Below are 19641 nucleotides of genomic sequence, written 5' to 3'. Positions count from 1 at the left end.
ATTGTAGGAATCTTTATTTTAGTTTATATGGCTTTTGTCATTATCTTTTATTCTGCTATGTTAATCGTTTCTTTAATCCACTTAAGAAAAGAATATCAATTAGATGATATTGAACCATATGACGAACTTTTAAATTTAAGTTATACAAAACCCGTTTCGATATTAGTTCCTGCATATAATGAATCAATTGGAATCGTTGGAAGTGTTAGATCGTTATTGGGTATTGAATATCCTGAATATGAAGTCATTATCATTAACGATGGTTCTACAGATGATACTCTTGATAAATTAATCAACAACTTCAAATTAGTTAAAATGAATAAGGTAGTGCGTAAGCAACTTGAAACGAAGAATATTAAAGGGAATTATCAATCGAGCCTTTACGCTAATCTATTTGTTGTAGATAAGATGAATGGTGGAAAAGCTGATGCATTAAATGCTGGAATAAATATATCACAATATCCTTACTTTTGTTCTATGGATGGAGATTCTATTTTAGAAAGAGATGCATTTTTAAAGGTTATGAAACCCATCATTGAATCGGATGACAATATCATTGCATCTGGTGGGAGTATTCGAATTGCAAACGGGTGTGATATTGAAAGTGGTGAAATTGTAAATATTAAGCTTTCTAAAAAACCCCTTGTAGTTATGCAGGTTATAGAATACCTACGTGCATTCTTGATGGGAAGGGTTGGACTTAGCAGGCATAACTTACTGTTGATTGTATCGGGAGCTTTTGGAGTATTCTCAAAACATTGGGTTATTCAAGCCGGTGGTTATGCACATACAGTTGGTGAAGACATGGAATTAGTCGTTAGATTACACCGAATGATTAAAGAACGTGATTTGGATAAAAAAATTGTATATGTTCCTGACCCAGTATGTTGGACGGAAGCCCCTGAATCATTAAATATTCTGAGAAGACAAAGAAGTAGATGGCATCGAGGATTATTTGAAAGTCTTTGGACTCATCGTAAACTATTTTTCAATCCAAAGTATGGATCGATAGGCTTTATATCCATGCCGTATTTTGTTTTTATCGAGTTCCTTGGCCCGGTTGTAGAGCTTATTGGCTTTATCATCATGATCATCTCTTTATTCATTGGCGGGATATATTTAGAGTACGCTATATTATTCTTTTTAATGGCAGTTTTGTATGGTTCAATATATTCAATGGCCTCTGTTGTACTTGAAGAATGGAGTTTACGAAAGTTCCCTCGTGTAATGGATGTTGTAAGACTGTTTCTATTCTCTTTAACAGAGAGTATCTGGTACAGGCCACTAACTGTATTATGGAGATGTGAGGGAATCTTTCATTTAGTCATCCGAAAAAAAGGATGGGGAGAAATGACGAGAAAAGGTGTATCAAATGACAATGCGTAAAATAAACACAAAAACTAGTTATTTTATAGTAGAAATAATCATTCTAATCCTAATCATATCGTCGCCGCTTTGGATTTGGCAGATTAAGTCTGAGAAAATAGTAGATATATTAATTATTGATAAAACAGTACCAGATGAAAGCTATCGAGAACACAAAGGGTTAATGTGGTTGCTCAATCAACAGAAATATATTCAGTCAGATGGAACGCATTATGATATGAGAGAGGATTATGTTGGATTTGTTCCTCTAAGTAATAAGGAATATAAAGTTAGGGAGATTCCTGAGAATTTAGGTGAATACCAACTAATCTATATTGCTGACGGTTATGGAGTGTATGAAGAAGAGTTTTTTGGTGAAAATCAAATCGGTGAACGCTCCTCTCAAATTTATGGTGGTATGACTTCAGAAGACGTCTCGAAAATTAAACACTCTGTTATTAAGAATCGCACAACGCTTATAGCGGAATTCAACACATTTGCTAGTCCAACACCTGATTCAGTAAAACAAGAATTCTATCAAGTTTTAAACATTAATTGGACTGGGTGGATTGGCAGGTTCTTTATTGATTTATCTTCTAGTGAGGTTCCAATTTGGGTGAGAGAAAATTATGAGAAACAAACAAATAATAATTATGATTTTTCCGGCTCTGGTTATGTATTTGTTGATGAACAGGACAAAGTTGTTATTCTGGATAAGAATGATACAAATGGTAAAGGGGCAAAATTCACCCTTACGAACGAAGGTCAAGCATATTTTCAAGAAGGAATGAATGTTGAATATAATTATTGGTTTGATATTATTGAACCAATAAACTCAGATGAGGTTTTAGCAACTTATTCTCTAGGCGTTGATGAACAAGCGATAAAAAAGCTGAACGAAAACGGAATCCCTGATCAGTTCCCAGCCGTAATTCATCACAAGAATGACCGATATCAATCCTTTTATTTTGCGGGTGACTATGCTGATCAGGCCGAATTACCAGGCCTGTATCAAACAACTGGTTTTACTACTTGGAAAAAGTGGTTTACGCCAAATACACCTAACAATACGATGGCATTTTATTGGAAGGCTTATGTGCCGATGATGTCAAAAATAATGCAAAATCTACAACCTCAGTCGACTCAAGAAGTTAGCAAAGAAGAAATGTTCGTGGAAGATCGAATAAAAGTTGTAGGGCAAGCTAGCCAGGACTATCTACAAATCTATCGGAATAAAGAGTGGGAGGACTTTTTAGTAAAAGGTGTGAATATGGGGATGGCAAAACCCGGGGCATGGCCAGGAGAAGCTTCCATAACAAAGAGTGAATATGCAAGATGGTTTAAGCAAATCGGTGAAATGAATGCCAATGCTATTCGAATATATACAATTCATCCACCGGCCTTCTATGAAGCATTATATGACTATAACCAAACGGCAAAGGAGCCAATTTATTTATTCCATGGAGTATGGATAAACGAAGAGGAATTAGTAAGTTCTGGGGATACCTTTAATAAAGCTTTGACGGAAGAATTTAAGCAAGAAATTAATATGGCAGTTGATGTAATTCATGGTAATATTACGATTCCTAAAAAAGCTGGTCATTCTAGCGGTACTTATACGAGGGATGTTTCTAACTATGTGTTAGGCTGGATTCTTGGTATTGAGTGGGCCCCTGAGACGGTAAACTCCACAAATCTAAAGCATCAAGATGCTTCTGAGTACACTGGAAAGTATATTCAAACAAAAAATGCATCGGCCTTTGAAAAATGGTTGGCGAATTTAATGGACGAAACGATTGCTTATGAGACAATAAATTATAATACCCAAAGGCCAATGAGTTTTACAAACTGGCCAACAACTGACTTGATTGAACATCCTTCTGAAAAAGATCAAAACGAAGATAAAGTAGGGGTTAACCCCAATGTCATTATCAAAACGGATTCATTTAAATCTGACCTATTTGCATCGTATCATGTATACCCATATTATCCAGATTTTCTGAATACAGAAGATCAATATATTAATTATCAAGATCATGAAGGAGAAAACAATAATTACGCAGGATATTTAAACCACTTACGAGACGTTCATGAAATGCCAGTCTTAATTGCAGAATTTGGTGTACCAGCTTCCAGAGGATTAACACATAAAAATGTTCATGGAATGGACCAAGGTGAACTTTCCGAAGAAGAACAAGGCACAATAAATTCGAAATTATTTAAAAGTATTGTCGATGAACATATGGCTGGTGGCATAGTTTTCACATGGCAAGATGAGTGGTTTAAGCGAACCTGGAATACAATGGATTATGACAATCCAAATAGAAGGGCATATTGGTCGAATGCGCAAACAAATGAACAGCAGTTTGGATTGTTAAGCTTTGATCCATCAGATAGCTATGAATCAATGATTAAAGTAGATGGCCAACTTGAAGATTGGCAAGATATTTATCCGACTTATAGTGGCGATAACTTATTAAATAATTTAAGCGTGACACATGATGCAAGATATTTGTACTTCTTATTACAATATGAACAAGAATTTGATAGTGATTATTATAAGAGTACAATTTTGCTTGATACCATCGAATCTCAAGGTCAAACAAAAATCCCTGGGATTCCAAAATTTAATACAAAAGGTATAGATTTTATAATTAATCTGAATGGCAAAGAACGTTCGGAGGTACTCATTGATAGTTACTACGATACCTTTTACTTTGACTATTCTTACAAAATGAATTTGTTGAAATCACAACCGTATGTAACTCAAAAAAATAACGGCGTGTTTCACCCTATTAGACTGGCTTTATTAAGAAATCCCTTTGAGTATTATGAAACAGGACAGCTCTTACATGGTAATGGAAATCCAAAAGATGAAGAGTATAACTCCCTTACTGATTTTAGTATTAATGAAGAATCTAAGATAATTGAACTAAGGATACCTTGGGGATTAATTAATGTTAAAGATCCTAGTCAACGAGAAGTTATGGGAGATATTTGGTCTAGTAAAGGAATAGAAAGCAGTGACTGGATAAGTGGTATTAAAATAGGTGCTGTTATTACGGATAAAGAAGAGGACATGGTGCATAGTTATCCAGAACATATTGAGGGTTATATACCTTCTACTCAGTATGCTGAATATAAATGGGATAGTTGGGACGAGCCAACATATCACGAGAGGTTGAAGCAATCCTATTATATCTTCCAAGAACTTTATCACAATTATGAAAGGTAGTGTGAAGTATGGCAAAGATTTTGCTTGCTGAAGATGAAGAAGTTTTGAGAATGTTGGTCGTTGATACGCTAGAGGATGAAGGCCATACGATAGAGGAAGCGAAAGATGGTGAAGAAGCTTTAAATTTCATATTAAATAATGAGTATGATTTAATCATCCTTGATTATATGATGCCTGTCTATACAGGGTTAGATATTATTATGAAAGTAAGAGAATTGCCTGAAAAAGAAGCTGTAAAAATCATGATGCTATCGGCCAAAAGTCAGGTAACAGATCAACAAGCTGTCCTTCGAGCTGGAGCTAACTACTTTATGGCCAAGCCTTTTAGTCCAAAAGAGCTAGTTATAAGAATTGAGGAGATTTTGGGTGAAATTGAGTAGTAGGTTTAAGTATTTTTTTCGTAAAAGCCTAGCCCGGCAATTTGCTGGGCTATTGATTGGTTTCTTCATCTTTTCCCTTCTTGGAGCAATTTGTTTACTATCTTATCAGCACTATGTCACAGAGGAAAATTCCGAAAAAAATAGGGTGTTAGAGAAAAAAGAAACACTTGGTCAGAGATTAGATCATACTTTTAATATGACTTTCTTTGACATGCGTGGATATTTCGCATACGGAAATTCTAGTATGAAGGAAAGCGCACTAAGTAAGAAAAACTCAATCAATAATATAACAGAGGAATTAGGACAGTTAGTTGAAACAGAAGAAGACCTGATATTTTATAATGAGGTATTAGATTTTACGTCATACTATTTTGAAAATGTTGTCCAACTTGGTATTCAATATTATGAAAATGGGCAAACGGAAGAATTAATACAATTAGCACAGGGTGGTGCAACTAGTAAAATTAATGATTTCCAACAATTATTACAAAATTATCGTTTAAGTCAGGATCAACAATTAGAAGCAAATTTTGAAGAACTAGTACAAAAAATTACAAACAGTCAATTTGCTTTTGTAGTTTTTATAGGACTTATGCTCATTTTACTTCTTTTTATTTCTAGAGCAATGGTCATTCAAATCGGATTACCTCTGCAGAAGCTTGCTGCTGCAGCAACGAATATAAGTGATGGTAAGGAGTTAACTAAATTTGAACAAACTAATCGTGATGATGAGTTGGGAATCTTGTCACGGGCGTTTGAAAAAATGGTACTAAGTATACAAAATAATGAACAAGATCTTACCGCACAAAATGAGGAACTTATTGCCCAACAGGACGAATTACAAGTACAACAGGTAGAATTAGAAAATGCTTTATCGTTGATGGAGGCACGAGAAAATGACCTGAAGAAAAGGAATGAATTAATTAAACATTTATCCAATTCTCTTGATAAGAAAAAAGTACTTACTAGTATCGTTGAAAATATGTGTAGCGTTCTCGAAGCAGAACAAGGAATAATAGTTCTCTTAGATACAAAAGATCATGCTGCATTTGGCATTTCAAACACCGGTATTCAACAATTTCTAGAATTTATTGATTCTGGGCATGTGAATAGGGCTGTAAATCAAAAAGAAGTATTTATGATAAGAAGAGAAACTAGTTCTTTGGAAAATGGATATCATGAGCGGGTCATGTGTTGTTGTGATCTTTACATTCCCATTATCTCATTTGACAATCAGGTAAGTGCAATTATGGTATATACAAGGTTTGACTCTCCATTTACTGAAAAGGAAGTCTATGAATCCGAATCCTTTTCAAAACAAGTTGCAATTTCATTAGAAAACTTGAAGCTTTTTAGTCAAACAGAAGATCAACAAATCATGACGCAAGATATCTTAAACACGATTTTAGAAGGTGTTCAGTTTGTTGATAAGAATGGTTCGATTTTACAGGTGAACGAAAAAATGTGCGACATTCTAAATGGCGGTGGACCGAAGTCCCTAATCAATCAGACCTTAGAAACATGGTTAGATTTACTAAGTAACAATGTAGTAGATCAAGCTCAGGAGATAAGAGGTTTTATAACTAGAGCAGTAAAGTCTGATTTGAAATCGTATGAACACACAATGATTTATCATACAATTGCACCTATCCCAAGAGTGGTTCAAGTATATTGCCAACCACTTTATAGTGATGATGAAAAATTAGGAACTGTATTTGTTCATAGAGATATAACAAAAGAATTTGAAGTAGACCAAATGAAATCAGAATTTGTTAGTACAGTTAGTCATGAGTTAAGGACGCCATTAGCAAGTATGCTTGGATTTACAGAGCTTATGCTAGAAAAGGAACTGAAGCCTGATAGACAGAAGAAATATTTAACGGCAATTTATCACGAAGCCAAAAGACTTACGGCCTTAATTAATGATTTTTTAGATGTACAGAGAATAGAATCAGGTAAACAAATATATGATAAGAAATTTGAAAATGTGGTTCCAATCATTAAAAGTGTGATTGAGAATCAGAAAGTTAATGCACTAAATCATTCAATTGAACTACAACAAGAAACGGAGCATACGTATATTCTTGGAGACAAGGACAAACTCTTCCAGGTCTTTAATAATCTACTCAACAATGCAATAAAATACTCCCCTGATGGTGGTTTAATTAAGATAATAATAGAAGAAAAAGCTAATCTGTTATCAATTAACATTAGTGATGAAGGATTAGGGATACCAAAAGAGGCAATGCAGGATTTATTTAAAAAATTCTACCGTGTAGACAATTCAGATCGCAGAAAAATAGGTGGAACAGGCCTCGGATTATCAATTGTTAAGGAGATTGTGAGAGTCCATGAGGGCGTAATAAACGTTGTATCAGACTTAGGAAAAGGAACAACATTCACACTTGATATTCCTCTGATTAAGGACCATACATCAGATGAAGAGGTTACCTTGCCTGAAGGAAGCTTAAGGAAACTTACAAACATTGTACTTGTCGAGGATGATGATAATCTAGCTTCACTATTAGAAACGGAATTAAAGGATAGTGGATTTTTTGTAACTAAGTATCGGGATGGATTCAGTGCACTTGAGGCTATAAAGCAATCACCTCCGGACGCAGTTGTGTTAGATATCATGTTAGAGGAGAAAAACATCGATGGATGGGATATCTTAAAAAGCCTTAAGCAACATTCTAATACCTCTAACATCCCTATTTTTATCTCCTCCGCTTTAGAGGAAAAAGAAAAAGGAATTTCACTAGGTGCTAGTGGGTATCTAGTTAAGCCTTATCGCCCTGGAAAATTAACAAAAACAATACTTCAAGCTTTATTAAATAGGGAATCATCTGGATCTATTCATGTACCAGAAAGTGAGTAAGAAATGCTATCAATAAAGTCTTAGAAAAGATATGAAAAAGAAGAGGAGATACAAAAATGTGTTTTTTTGTACCTCCTCTTTTAGTTATAGTTAACGTCACTTGTTTATTCTTGTGGATACATCATTAAATTTGATCGTTGGTATGAATGATAGCGATTACAAAAATAAGGGGATTAGTCCATCCCTATCTATTAAAAATAACTTTGGCCGAGTTTCTTAAAGACTGGTTTTTGGTAACTTTTTTGAATAGGCTTCTTTTCTTCGTCTTTTATACCAACATAATTTTGCAATAATTGTTTTGCAAGTGATAATGAAAGTTGTGTTTTGGGATTTCGATATACTTGGTCAAGTTCTCCAAGATGTGGAAGCTGTTCGATGTCTTCTTTTGAAGGAGGCATATGAAAGTAGTAATCACCAGCAGACACAAGAACATCAGATTGTTGTTGACTATTTTTGGGATTTCGTGAAAAATGAAGACCCACCTTTTTAGCTTTACCTTCTACTATCAATTTTTCTAATGCTTTGCGCTTTAAAAGATAGAGAAACTTCGGATTAGGGGCTGCTTTGGCATGTTTGTTAACGATAAATATTGCTCTCGCAAGATTATGAACAGACTGTTCGATTTGTATTTGTTTTCCTTGCTTTTTCATTTTTTCTCCCCTTTCTTATTCTTATTATACTGAACTTTACTGTTTTTGCAAATCTACCAAAACACAGAAAGGATGTTAGTAATTTGTTTTGCGTTTTTAAAAGGAATATTAAAGAAAATGTCGAATAGATTAAGTTGTTTATTATTTATTGTATATACAAACACTATGGCTATATTAGTTAATTTAGTGGTTTTTCAATTGATTATATTTAGGAATGATTAAATGGATAATTTAAAGAATCTCTTAACAAACGCAAATAATATGATTAAGATACAGGATGTTATTTTTGAAATTATATTACGTCATATTAAAGATCTAATCTATGTGATGAAGGTCGAAAATTCGTCATTTAAATATGTCTTCTTAAATGAAATAGCATTAAAACAAGCGAAAGTAACATCACACTGTATAGGTAAAACATTTCACGATGTATTGCCAGATGATATTGCAGATCATCTTCACCATCAATATAGTACAGTACTGAAGACAAAAGAGCCGTACTTGTTTGAGGATAATATTATCTTAGATAATAAAGTGATATTTGGAGAGTCTATTTTAACTCCAATATTTGATGATGAGAACAAGCACGTGAATTTTATCGTTTGCGTAACACGTGATATCACAGAAAGCGTATTAGAAAAACAGAAATTATATGAAACGAGGCAAAGATATAAATCAATTATTGATCATAATATGGATGTGGTATTTTCGGTTGATTTACAGGGATATCTTCTACAAACAAATCCATCCACGTTTGAAATTACCGGATATATAGAAAGTGATTTAGTAAACAAGTCCGTTTTTACCTTGTTTCATGAAAGAGATAGGGAAGGTTTCTTCTCTGTTTTTCAAAATACATTAAAGGGAAAACCAGATGAGTTTCTCGGCTGCAGGATCATCCATAAAAATGGACAGTCCCTAAAAGTCCATATTAAAACAATTCCAATTGTGGTAGACAATTCTGTACTCGGAATTTATATGATTATCAAGGATATTACTGAACAGTTAAATGCAGAGGAAATGATGAAGTATTTGGCGTTTCATGATCAGTTAACAGGTCTGCCTAATAGAAGTTCATTAAAAAAAGAACTAACAGAAGCTGTAATAAATTGTGGGAATAGTAGTCAACAATTAGTTGTGATGTACATTGATTTAGACCGTTTTAAATTATTGAATGATACAATGGGTCATAATGTTGGGGACTTACTCCTGGTGGAAGTAGCTGATCGATTAATTTCAATTGGCAATAATGCTAATTATAGTATATACCGTCAAGGGGGAGACGAATTTATTGTAGTACTACAAAATACTAATCCTGAGTTAGCTATTATCTACGCAAATAATATTGTAAACACTTTAAATAAACCTTTTAGTTTTAATAATCAGGAATTCTTTATAACGGCGAGCATAGGGATAAGTCTTTTTCCAGTAGATGGTTTAGACGGGGAGACGCTAATAAAAAATGCTGATACAGCACTTTACATAGTAAAGGATCGTGGAAGAGGTCATTTTCGCTTTTATAGTGATCAAATGAACCAAGGAAACTCATATATTATGATGATGGAAACTGGGCTAAGGAGAGCAATTACTCAAAATGAACTCGTTTTATTTTATCAGCCTCAGGTCAATATAAATACTGAAGAAGTGAATGGTTTTGAAGTATTACTAAGGTGGAATCATCCTACGTTAGGATTAATCCCTCCAAGTGAATTTATTCACTTAGCAGAGGAATCAGGAATGATTATCCCTATCGGTGAATGGGTAATTAAAACCATTTGTGAAAAAATGCGTCAGTGGAAGGACAAGAAATATAATCAACTAGCTATGGCTATAAATCTTTCTCCACGTCAATTTCAACAAACCGGTCTTGTTGATTTTATTAAAGTTGAAATTCTAAAGAATAACATTGACCCTACATTATTAGAGTTTGAAATAACTGAAGGGGCTATTAGAGATTCTAAAGAAGCTTTGACCACACTGATTCACTTAAAAGAGTTAGGAGTTAGAATAGCAGTTGATGATTTTGGGACGGGATTTTCATCTCTCAGTTATTTAAAAAGATATCCAATTGATACTTTGAAAATTGACCAATCATTCTTAAAAGATGTATTAATAGATAAAAAAGATCAAGCAATAATCACAACCATCATACACCTGGCCAAAAGTCTTGAATTAGATGTAATTGCCGAAGGTGTAGAACAAATTGAGCAATTGCAATTACTAAAAGAGAAACAATGTAATAAGGCACAAGGTTATTATTTCAGTAAGCCAATCCCAGAAGAAGAGGTGTTAAAGCAATATTTGAAAAAATAAATGAATGCCCCCTCACTAGGGGATGAACAATCATTTTATTTTTGCTGAGGATTTAAGTGTAAATACAGAAATTTCAGGACGCGCTAATACTCGAAAAGGGAGTCTTGTAGTTCCCAATCCTCTATTAACATAAAGTTGCATATTTGATTGTCCAATATAATAATTCCCCTCATAGTAATCATTTCCAAGTGGCGGGGTTATTAGTGGTCCAAAAAAAGGGAGCCGAATTTGTCCGCCATGCGTATGACCGGAAAGCTGTAGCATCGCTCCATGTGCAGCAGCTCTAGGTGCTACATCAGGTTCATGGACTAAAAAAACCGTATATTCATTCTCATCTATCCCTTTAAAAGTTTCGTTGAAGTCTGGTCTTCCAAGAATAATATCATCTATTCCTGCAATGATTATTTTTTCGTTTTTTATGGCCACTTCAATTGAGTTATTAAGTAAAACATTGAAATGCCCTTTCTCCATTGTATCTTTGTAAATATCTGACCCATATCCACCATGGTCATGATTCCCGTATATTGAAAATTTCCCAAGAGTTGCTTGTATTTTTCGAAGAATTGGTGGGACTTGATCAATCTGCTTATATTCATTAGGGTGATCGAGTAAATCACCAGTAAAGAGGACTATATCTGGATTTAAACTGTTTATCTTATTAATAATATGTTCTAAATGATTTAACTCAAAATTATGACCAATATGAGTATCACTGAATTGTACAATCTTTACTCCATCAAAATTTTTAGGAATTAAAGAATGTGTTATGGTATGCTGAGTAACTTCAATCCAATTAGGTTCAATGAATCTAGCATATGCATATCCTAGTGTAGATGATAAACCAATTGTAACTAAAGCCTTTACTGATTTATTCAAAAACTTCCTGCGCGTATATGTTTTAGACATGAAACAACCAACCTATTCTTGATATCTTTTAGGAATTATATCATAAGATCTAATAAAGTAGTTTTAGTTTGACTCTCATAATTCGTATCTATGATAACTGGATTATGGTTATGAGATTGTAGGTAGAATGTTAGAGAAGTGCTATGAGCTTTTGAATGGGGCTCCGCTAACTAGTGTAGAGACTAAAGGTGATGAGCTTTTACCTGATAGTTGGAACATGTTCTTAAAAAACAATTATGTTACTCTTTACAGTCTTACGATTGGCTACGTAAATACCTGGAAACAAATGAATCTTCTCGGGGGATGATGTGATATAATGATACATATTTATTTAGTGAATGAGGAGAGAGGATCATGGACGCTTTAGAAATTATGACAAATTTGCATCTTGTCGCTCCATTTTATCAGGCTGTATTTAGTGCAGATGAACATAAAGTAGTCGGTTATGAGGTCCTTGGAAGAATCAAATATGAAGATGAGTATAAAAGTCTAGGTCCATTCTTTCATGATGAGGCAATTCCAGAAGAATATCGAATTGAAGTGGATGATCTCCTTCTACATATGGCATTAGACCATTTTATAACATTAGATAAACAACCATATATTTTCATGAACAGGGATGCTAATCTGCTAATGATTGATCATGGTGAGTCGTTATTAAATCTTTTATTAAAATACCAAGATAAAGGATTAATTCTAAATAAAGTGGTTATAGAACTGACTGAGCATAACTTTATTGGTGATCTTGAAAGATTAAATCACCTAATTACTTATTACCGAACATACGGAATCAAAATTGCGGTTGATAACATAGGTAAGGAAAGTAGCAATTTTGATCGTATTGGATTGTTAAACCCTGATATACTTAAAATTGACTTAAAGGAATTGCTAAAGACAACCACAGGACAGGCATATCATGATGTGCTTTACTCGATTTCCCTTTTAGCCAGAAAAATTGGGGCCACTCTTCTATATGAAGATGTCGAAACACTATTTCAGTTACAATACGCATGGAAAAATGGAGGTCGTTATTACCAAGGTTATTTCCTTCATAAACCTTCAAGTGAACTGGTGTGTGATGAGGTCATGAAAGAAAAATTAAAAGAAGAGACGTTACACTTTATTCAGCATGAAAAAAAGAAACTTTTCTCTGTCTATGATTTATCTGAACAGCTTAACATTAAACTTCAAGGGTTGGTCCAGAAATATAAGAAAGTGGACAACTATAATGAACTAATCACATACTTGTCTCAAAATTTAGGTGAGCTCTCTTTCAGATTATATGTATGTGATGATTACGGTTTTCAGCAATCAGCAAACATTATCAAAGAAGAGGAAAAGTGGAGTCTTAAAGAAGAGTATTACATGAAAAACTGGAGCTGGAGACCCTATTTTTTAGAAAATATCGTAAGAATGAAATATAACAAAAAAGGAATTCTGTCTGATTTATACAGTGATGTTGAATCTGGAGAAAACATACGGACCTTTTCTTACCCGTTGAATGAAAAGGATTATTTATTTATTGATATACCTTACGAATTCTTATTTGAACATGATGGGTTGCTTTGAAAATTTCGTAGAATATAAATTTAACAATTTGTAGATATTAGAACTATATACCAAATACTAAGGTGGGTGTTAGTTCTTGGATCAATTAAATTTTATTTTAACCATTCTCTCTGTCCTAATAATTGGGACTGGGCTACTTTATACCTACAAATTAGGTAAAAGGCAACATACCATGCGCCAGCAATTTGATACGGAAATAAATGAAAAAGTAAAAGATCATCCATATATCCGTAATCCTGTTTTTCTTACATACGTCATAGCCTCTATCTTAACTATCGGATACATCATTTATTTGTCCATTATTTCTTACTCATAGCTGTTCTTAAAGGAGACTTTATTAAAGGTCTCTTTTTGCTTTGGTAAGGCTATTTTCAAAAAGACTAATTAATAATTTTTAGGCATGGCTCTAATCTGATAATGGATACAAAGTGTTAATCAAGGACCTTCTAAGCAACAACGTTTAAGTAATTAGCCTTTTGTAAAAAACTATACAAATTATGATAAATTTTATGTTAAGGAATGAATATTTCAGGGTAAATTGTTCATATAAGTATATAAGTGTCAAAACCTGCAGTTATTTTGGGGACGATTTCTGTGCTTTAAATAGTTGTATCTTGTTAAAATAGACCAAGTAGGACAAGCATCGGAAGGGTGATTCTTTGAGCAAATTGATAAATAGCATCATAATCTTACATCTAGTTTTACTTCTTGGATTCGGCGGGCTTGTTAATGCTGCTAATGATCGAGAAATGACTAGAGAAGATACCTTTAAGTTACTGGATAATGCTTTTAATGCCCAACTATCTCTTAGTGAGAAATTGAGAAATCTAGAAGAAATTAATCGCATTTTGAATTCTTATTTTATCAAAGATTATACTGAACTGTTTTTAAAGGAAAACTTATTTGAAGAAAAAGACGGATATATCGTTTACGGTTCGGATTTTGCGCCATATTATATTCCTTATTTTTCCTATACTCCAGAAACGAAGATCATACATGATGCACAGAAAGATAAATATTATGTTTATGAGCACTTTGATGAAAGTTCAGAAGGTCCTGTGAATTATGAAGATCATTATGCAACAGTTACTTTGCAATACACAAATGATACTTGGAAAATTTCAGAACTAACAATCGACCAGAGTCTTAATAGTGAAATTTTAGAGTTAGAAAAACAAGAAAATGCAACTGAGGTAAAGACCGCAGAAATGGCTCGGAAATCAGAACATACTATAACAAATAAAGTCTTTCGCTTGTTTTCCTCTAGTGGTTACTCTATTTTAGAAATGGAATATCCCAATCAACATTATATGAATATGATGGTTTACTTATATTAGCGAAATAACGCAATCTCTTTAAAGAACCTTTATAAGGTTCTTTTTTATTGATAAGTTTAAAATGTAGAAAAGATATGATGAGTTATTTTATGTTTTTTGAAGTTTTCGTGGCAAAAGAGTTAAAGAATGTTGGTTATCATAAAAAAAGTCCTTTGCTTATTGATATTTATGTACTAAAATGGTGAATGAAACTTGGTATAAGAAAAAGTGAACCAAGTTAATCTATACATAATAGGAATTAATAATTAACCCTTGCAACAATTTAAAACAATAAGAAGTTCTTGGATAGAACAAAATTGAATGCTAATGCTATTTAATAGGGTTGAACAATTAAATGTCAGGAAGGAGAGACTATAATGTCGCAATTACAAGGTATTATATCACGTCTCATTAGTTTACAGGAAAACGCAAATGGAGGGGAGCCACCGCAACGTTTTTTTGAAGTGAATGGTGAGAGAATTTGTAGTGTGAAATATTTTGACAAAACAAGTACATTTGAACTTGAGGTATACACACAAGGTGAGAAACCAAAAACGTTTCAATTCGATAATATAGACATGATTGCTATTGAGATATTTGACCTACTCAATTAATTTAATTAGTTAGTGTGAGGTGTAAGATGGCTGAAAATATAGATGATTACCTTGAACGTGGTATGTACGGTGCGAAAGAGATAAAATCTGATGAACGTCAGATATTTCTCACAACTATTAGAGAAAGAGTAATCCTAGCGCTTACTAATGGTCAGGTTATGAAGTCGAAAGTATACGAGCCAATTAAGGCGTTGATAAAGCAATATCCTGATTGTCAACTGTTATTAGATGGAGAATTAAGTTATTCATATCTTTCTAAATATGTAAAAATTGCCAATTCATTAAATATACCTTTTACAATTGTTGATGATGTTCAAAATACAACAAAAATCGGTCTAGTTTTAGCGAGTAAAACTGCTGTGAATCGCGATAATATATATGTAAGTAGTGATGTTTTTTAAGATTAAGGAGTGACTTTTTTTGAAACCCGTTGTGACATGTCCAAGTTGTCAGAAGCAAGCTAGCCTAGATGAGGTTTTAACAGCACAATCCAATCAAAATGTGATCTACACATGTACCGAATGTAATTTTACACTAAAAAATATTGAGACTAGTAAAGGATAAACTTATTTTCTCTGTCTTTAACTTGAAGAGCTTTTTATAAGCTCTTTTTTTTATTCTCTTCCTATTCCCTAAACAAAAAACTTTTTTAATTAAATTTTAATAATAATTCCTTTTATTAACAATAAGATGATTAAAAACGTACTATATAAAAAAGGAAATGGAAGGGAGCTAGAAATGAGCGATTCCTTTAGGTTTTATAATGTTTCAGAAAGTAATATGAAAATCCAAGATGTAATAGATCGTTTGAAGAATTTTATTATAAAAGATCCCAGGACCCAGTATGTTTTATCTATTGGGACTGATTCTCAGGTTCATCAAGAGGAAACAAGATTTATTACAGCAATCCATTTGCATAGAGTAGGGAAAGGTGCATGGGGGGGCTTAAAAAATAACATCATCAAAAGACCAATAACTAGTGTACGTGAAAAGATTTCTATTGAAACGTCATTAAGTCAAGAAGTTGCTTATTTATTTACGACTGAATATTTAATGGAACTTATGGATTTATTGATTCCATATACGGATGACGGAGCTGATTTAACGTTAGAAATCCATCTTGATATAGGTAAACGTGGTGTAACAAAGGATCTTATCACTGAAATGATGGGAAGAATAACAGCAATGGGTCTTGAGGCTAAAATTAAACCTGATTCATATGCAGCATTTAGTTATGCAAATAGATATACAAAGTGATCTCTAATTAAGAGTGTCATAGATAGTGATTTATTTCATATAATTTTAATAAGTCAATATCGGAGGGGGACTTTATGAGGGTTTTAAACAGTGCCATTTTAACTGATGAAGAAAAAGAAAGCCTATTAAGTATCGTGTTTAGTCAAAACTATGCACTTGAGCTAGTTAGATGCGAATTGGCAGACATTGAGAATGGCGATAAGATGGTTTCTAGAGAGGTATATCGCGAAATAGCTAATTTATATGATAAATTAGACGACGGTATAATTAAACCTACATAATGCCTTATTTTCGACTATCTATGATAGTCGTTTTCTTTTTATATAAGAATTAACTTTAAATATGTGTTAAAATATAGACTGTAAAAAAGATGGAAAGCTATAAGTTTATAAAAACCTTTTGTAATTTTTGCAAGTAATAGTTTTGCGAGCCACGGGCGTCCATGAATCCAAGCACATATGCGGGGGCTAATGTCTCATGTTTGGCCCTTGGTAAAAAAGCTTAAAAACATTATCATGTTTAACAAGTTTTAGCATTAAACAACATAGATAAAAATGAGGGGAAGAAACTGCCGTGAAGAGTCTTCAAAGAGATGGGTTTTCAGAAAAAAACCTAAAAGAAATTCTTATTTTTTCTGATAAGGTAGCGCATGTCCAGATGGGAAATAATCTTGAGCATGCATTATTAGTACTTACAAAAACAGGTTATACTGCGGTACCGGTTTTAGATCCGTATTATAAGTTACATGGTTTAATTAGTTCAACGACTATCTTGGATTCAATCCTTGGGTTAGAACGCATTGAATTTGAACGTTTAGAAAACATGAAGGTTGAGGAGGTTATGATTAGAGAAATTCCAAGATTGTTCATACACGATTCTTTAGAGAAGGGACTTGATTTATTAGTCGATCATCCTTTTGTTTGTGTAGAGAATGAAGAACATGTATTTGAAGGAATTCTAACAAGAAGAGCTATTCTAAAATTACTAAAAAAAGAATTGCAAAAAAATAGTAATAGTAATTACAGTTTGGATTTGTAAATATGGAGGAAATTCATGAAGAACGGACAAGGGGGAAATGTTCAAGTAAACAATAAATTGATTAAGAAAACCAGACGACCATTAGTTTTAGCTGCAGTTATGTTAGCAATGTTTATGGCAGCAATAGAAGCAACAATTGTTTCAACAGCAATGCCTGCGATTGTTGCAGATTTAGGCGGATTTAGTTTATATAGTTGGGTCTTTTCTGCTTATCTATTAATGAATGCAGTGACAGTCTTAATATATGGTAAGCTCTCGGATTTGTTTGGAAGAAAACCGATTCTTACATTCGGTATTATTGTGTTTTTAATCGGCTCTTTTTTATGTGGAATCGCACCAACAATGGAATGGTTAATTTTGTTTCGTTTTATACAAGGATTTGGTGCAGGTGCTGTAATGCCAATTGCTTCAACCATTGTTGGTGATATGTATACAAAGGAAGAACGAGCGAAAATCCAAGGATATTTATCAAGTGTGTGGGGAATCTCGGCTGTTATGGGACCTGCTCTTGGTGGTATTTTAGTAGAGTATATCTCATGGAGATATGTCTTTTGGATTAACATCCCAATTGGAATTATTACGATCATTGTATTAGGTTTATATCTACATGAAGGTATAGAAAAGAAAAAGCATAATATTGATTATTTAGGTGCAGGACTACTGTTTATTTCTATTAGTTCTTTAATGGTTATTCTTGTTGAAGGTGGTGTTCATTTGCCTTGGACATCAATGACAATTATTTTACTTAGCGTCCTTTTCCTAAGCACTTTAATTGGGTTTGTTTTTCAAGAAAGACGTGCAATTGAGCCAATGATGCCCTTTTCGATTTGGAAAGAACGCTCTATTTTTATTGCCAATGCTGCATCACTTACTACTGGTGTTATGCTTATCGGGATATCGAGTTTTTTGCCGGCCTTTGTACAAGGAGTTATGGAGAGATCTCCGATGATTGCAGGATTTACGTTAACGACGATGTCTATAGGGTGGCCCATAGCTGCGACAATTGCAGGTAGACTTTTATTAAGTATAGGATATAGGGTTACTTCCTTAATTGGTGGAGTCGCATTGATAGTTGGAAGTATTGTTTTTGTAACTCTATCACCTGAAGATGGACCGGTTTGGGCAGCGTTTGGTTCATTCTTGATTGGATTGGGCATGGGATTAACTACAACCTCTTTTATTGTCTCAATACAAAGTACCGTCAGCTGGAAGGTCCGTGGTATAGCAACAGCATCTAATATGTTTATGCGAAACTTAGGTAGTACAATTGGTGCAGCGTTACTAGGCGGAATTCTCAATAGCAGTTTACAATCTTACATTTCTTCAAAAGGTTTAGAAGATGAAATATCTATTGATACGACAAATGTGTTACTTAATGAAGAGCAAAGAAACGCTTTATCAGGACCAGTGAAATCTGTATTACAAGATGGTTTAACTCTTTCGCTAAACTATGTGTATTGGGGAGTTCTTACTTTTGCCATCCTTAGTGTTATTTTTATATTTTTTTTACCAAAGGGAGAGCGGGAATTAGAATAGACTAATTCGTTTTGGAGACGACTAGAATGGCAATGTTGCTATTCTAGTCGTCTTTTTTAGTTTATAACTATATATGTAGATTCCTGTTTAAGAAAGTTTAAGGTTTGCTCATGAGTGAACACCTACGAATGGGATTTTCGAATCTAAGTATTTTTTGGGTAGACGTCCATGCGAATGAGTATTTGCACCATGGTGTATGAAAATAGCGCGCATTCAACTAGTGTGGAATGAGCGGAGAGCCACTTGACTCCTTTGCGGGATCCAGTGGTCTCGTAAGACCCCGCAGGAGCCCTCCCCTGGCGACGAGGAGGCTCACGGACCACCCCGCGGAAAGTAAAGTAAGTGGATCGCAGCTCATGAACTCCACAAGGGTAGACATCTATGCTAATTAAAATTAGCACCATGGAGTATGAAAAATTATACTTAGCTTAGTGTCTAGCTTCAGGTAGGTCTAAGTCAAGCCACCCTAGAAGGTTAAAAAGCAACCTACTAGGGTGGCTCGTCTTATGCCTGTCGCCGATGAACGAGCGCCTTCCGCATTTCTTTTTTCAGGGTAGACTCCAATGTAAATAAAATATGAAAAG

The 19641-nt window shown here is 33.8% G+C and carries 17 protein-coding genes; 15 read left to right on the top strand and 2 right to left on the bottom strand.

The features are described from left to right. The first annotated feature begins 27 nt into the window (after positions 1-27). The 4 genes from BK579_RS16920 to BK579_RS16905 are packed head-to-tail and all read left to right on the top strand — an operon-like array spanning position 28 to position 7858. Positions 28-1386: a glycosyltransferase family 2 protein gene (locus BK579_RS16920; protein WP_407936280.1), complete on the top strand. Its 1359-nt coding sequence runs from the start codon at positions 28-30 to the stop codon at positions 1384-1386. Beyond that, on the top strand, positions 1373-4600 hold the full coding sequence (locus tag BK579_RS16915) for a hypothetical protein (RefSeq protein ID WP_328589283.1): 3228 nt from the start codon (positions 1373-1375) through the stop codon (positions 4598-4600). The genes BK579_RS16920 and BK579_RS16915 overlap by 14 nt, the downstream gene beginning before the upstream one ends. Positions 4601-4608: 8 nt before the next feature. Continuing rightward, positions 4609-4980 (top strand): response regulator transcription factor, encoded by a 372-nt coding sequence (locus BK579_RS16910; RefSeq protein ID WP_078547464.1) that lies wholly within the window; start codon positions 4609-4611, stop codon positions 4978-4980. Further along, on the top strand, positions 4967-7858 hold the full coding sequence (locus tag BK579_RS16905; protein WP_078547462.1) for an ATP-binding protein: 2892 nt from the start codon (positions 4967-4969) through the stop codon (positions 7856-7858). The genes BK579_RS16910 and BK579_RS16905 overlap by 14 nt, the downstream gene beginning before the upstream one ends. A 191-nt stretch (positions 7859-8049) precedes the next feature. Here the strand turns inward: BK579_RS16905 and BK579_RS16900 are convergent, their stop codons facing one another. Further along, complete coding sequence (locus tag BK579_RS16900; RefSeq protein ID WP_078547460.1) at positions 8050-8508, bottom strand: YkyB family protein; 459 nt, start codon at positions 8506-8508, stop codon at positions 8050-8052. Positions 8509-8730: 222 nt separating this feature from the next. On the opposite strand from BK579_RS16900, the gene BK579_RS16895 reads away from it, so the two are divergent. Then, positions 8731-10821, top strand: a complete 2091-nt coding sequence (locus BK579_RS16895) for a sensor domain-containing protein (protein WP_078547458.1) — start codon at positions 8731-8733, stop codon at positions 10819-10821. A 30-nt stretch (positions 10822-10851) separates the two neighbouring features. On the opposite strand, the gene BK579_RS16890 is transcribed toward BK579_RS16895, so the two are convergent. Then, on the bottom strand, positions 10852-11727 hold the full coding sequence (locus tag BK579_RS16890) for a metallophosphoesterase (protein WP_078547456.1): 876 nt from the start codon (positions 11725-11727) through the stop codon (positions 10852-10854). A 354-nt stretch (positions 11728-12081) separates the two neighbouring features. Here BK579_RS16890 and BK579_RS16880 point away from each other — a divergent pair, with 354 nt between their 5' ends. The 10 genes from BK579_RS16880 (at position 12082) to BK579_RS16840 (ending at position 19057) form a co-directional block, all read left to right on the top strand. Further along, positions 12082-13296, top strand: a complete 1215-nt coding sequence (locus tag BK579_RS16880; RefSeq protein ID WP_078547452.1) for an EAL-associated domain-containing protein — start codon at positions 12082-12084, stop codon at positions 13294-13296. 76 nt (positions 13297-13372) lie between these two features. Then, complete coding sequence (locus BK579_RS16875) at positions 13373-13612, top strand: hypothetical protein (RefSeq protein ID WP_078547450.1); 240 nt, start codon at positions 13373-13375, stop codon at positions 13610-13612. Positions 13613-13955: 343 nt separating this feature from the next. Then, the gene (locus tag BK579_RS16870; protein ID WP_078547448.1) at positions 13956-14633 is read left to right on the top strand and encodes a DUF3993 domain-containing protein; all 678 of its coding nucleotides are present in this window, start codon (positions 13956-13958) and stop codon (positions 14631-14633) included. Between the two features lie 356 nt (positions 14634-14989). Continuing rightward, positions 14990-15226 carry a YkuJ family protein gene (locus BK579_RS16865; protein WP_078547446.1) on the top strand — a complete coding sequence of 79 codons (237 nt, stop codon included), beginning with the start codon at positions 14990-14992 and terminating at the stop codon, positions 15224-15226. A gap of 26 nt (positions 15227-15252) precedes the next feature. Next, positions 15253-15627 carry a YueI family protein gene (locus BK579_RS16860; protein WP_078547444.1) on the top strand — a complete coding sequence of 125 codons (375 nt, stop codon included), beginning with the start codon at positions 15253-15255 and terminating at the stop codon, positions 15625-15627. 19 nt (positions 15628-15646) lie between these two features. Continuing rightward, the gene (locus BK579_RS25700; protein ID WP_169891168.1) at positions 15647-15790 is read left to right on the top strand and encodes a hypothetical protein; all 144 of its coding nucleotides are present in this window, start codon (positions 15647-15649) and stop codon (positions 15788-15790) included. A gap of 174 nt (positions 15791-15964) precedes the next feature. After that, on the top strand, positions 15965-16483 hold the full coding sequence (locus BK579_RS16855; protein WP_078547442.1) for a ribonuclease H-like YkuK family protein: 519 nt from the start codon (positions 15965-15967) through the stop codon (positions 16481-16483). Positions 16484-16557: 74 nt separating this feature from the next. Then, a complete protein-coding gene (gene abbA / locus BK579_RS16850) occupies positions 16558-16764 on the top strand; it encodes an antirepressor AbbA (RefSeq protein WP_078547440.1) in 207 nt (68 codons plus the stop codon). Between the two features lie 292 nt (positions 16765-17056). Beyond that, complete coding sequence (gene cbpB / locus BK579_RS16845; RefSeq protein WP_078547438.1) at positions 17057-17521, top strand: cyclic-di-AMP-binding protein CbpB; 465 nt, start codon at positions 17057-17059, stop codon at positions 17519-17521. Positions 17522-17536: 15 nt separating this feature from the next. Beyond that, positions 17537-19057 carry an MDR family MFS transporter gene (locus BK579_RS16840; RefSeq protein ID WP_078547436.1) on the top strand — a complete coding sequence of 507 codons (1521 nt, stop codon included), beginning with the start codon at positions 17537-17539 and terminating at the stop codon, positions 19055-19057. The last annotated feature ends 584 nt before the right edge of the window (positions 19058-19641 follow it).

Origin of the sequence: Litchfieldia alkalitelluris, from assembly GCF_002019645.1 — a bacterium.
In the GTDB taxonomy this organism is placed as follows: domain Bacteria; phylum Bacillota; class Bacilli; order Bacillales; family Bacillaceae_L; genus Litchfieldia; species Litchfieldia alkalitelluris.
The sequence above is the reverse complement of the archived record's forward strand: the minus strand, read 5'-3'. Positions and strand labels throughout refer to the sequence as shown.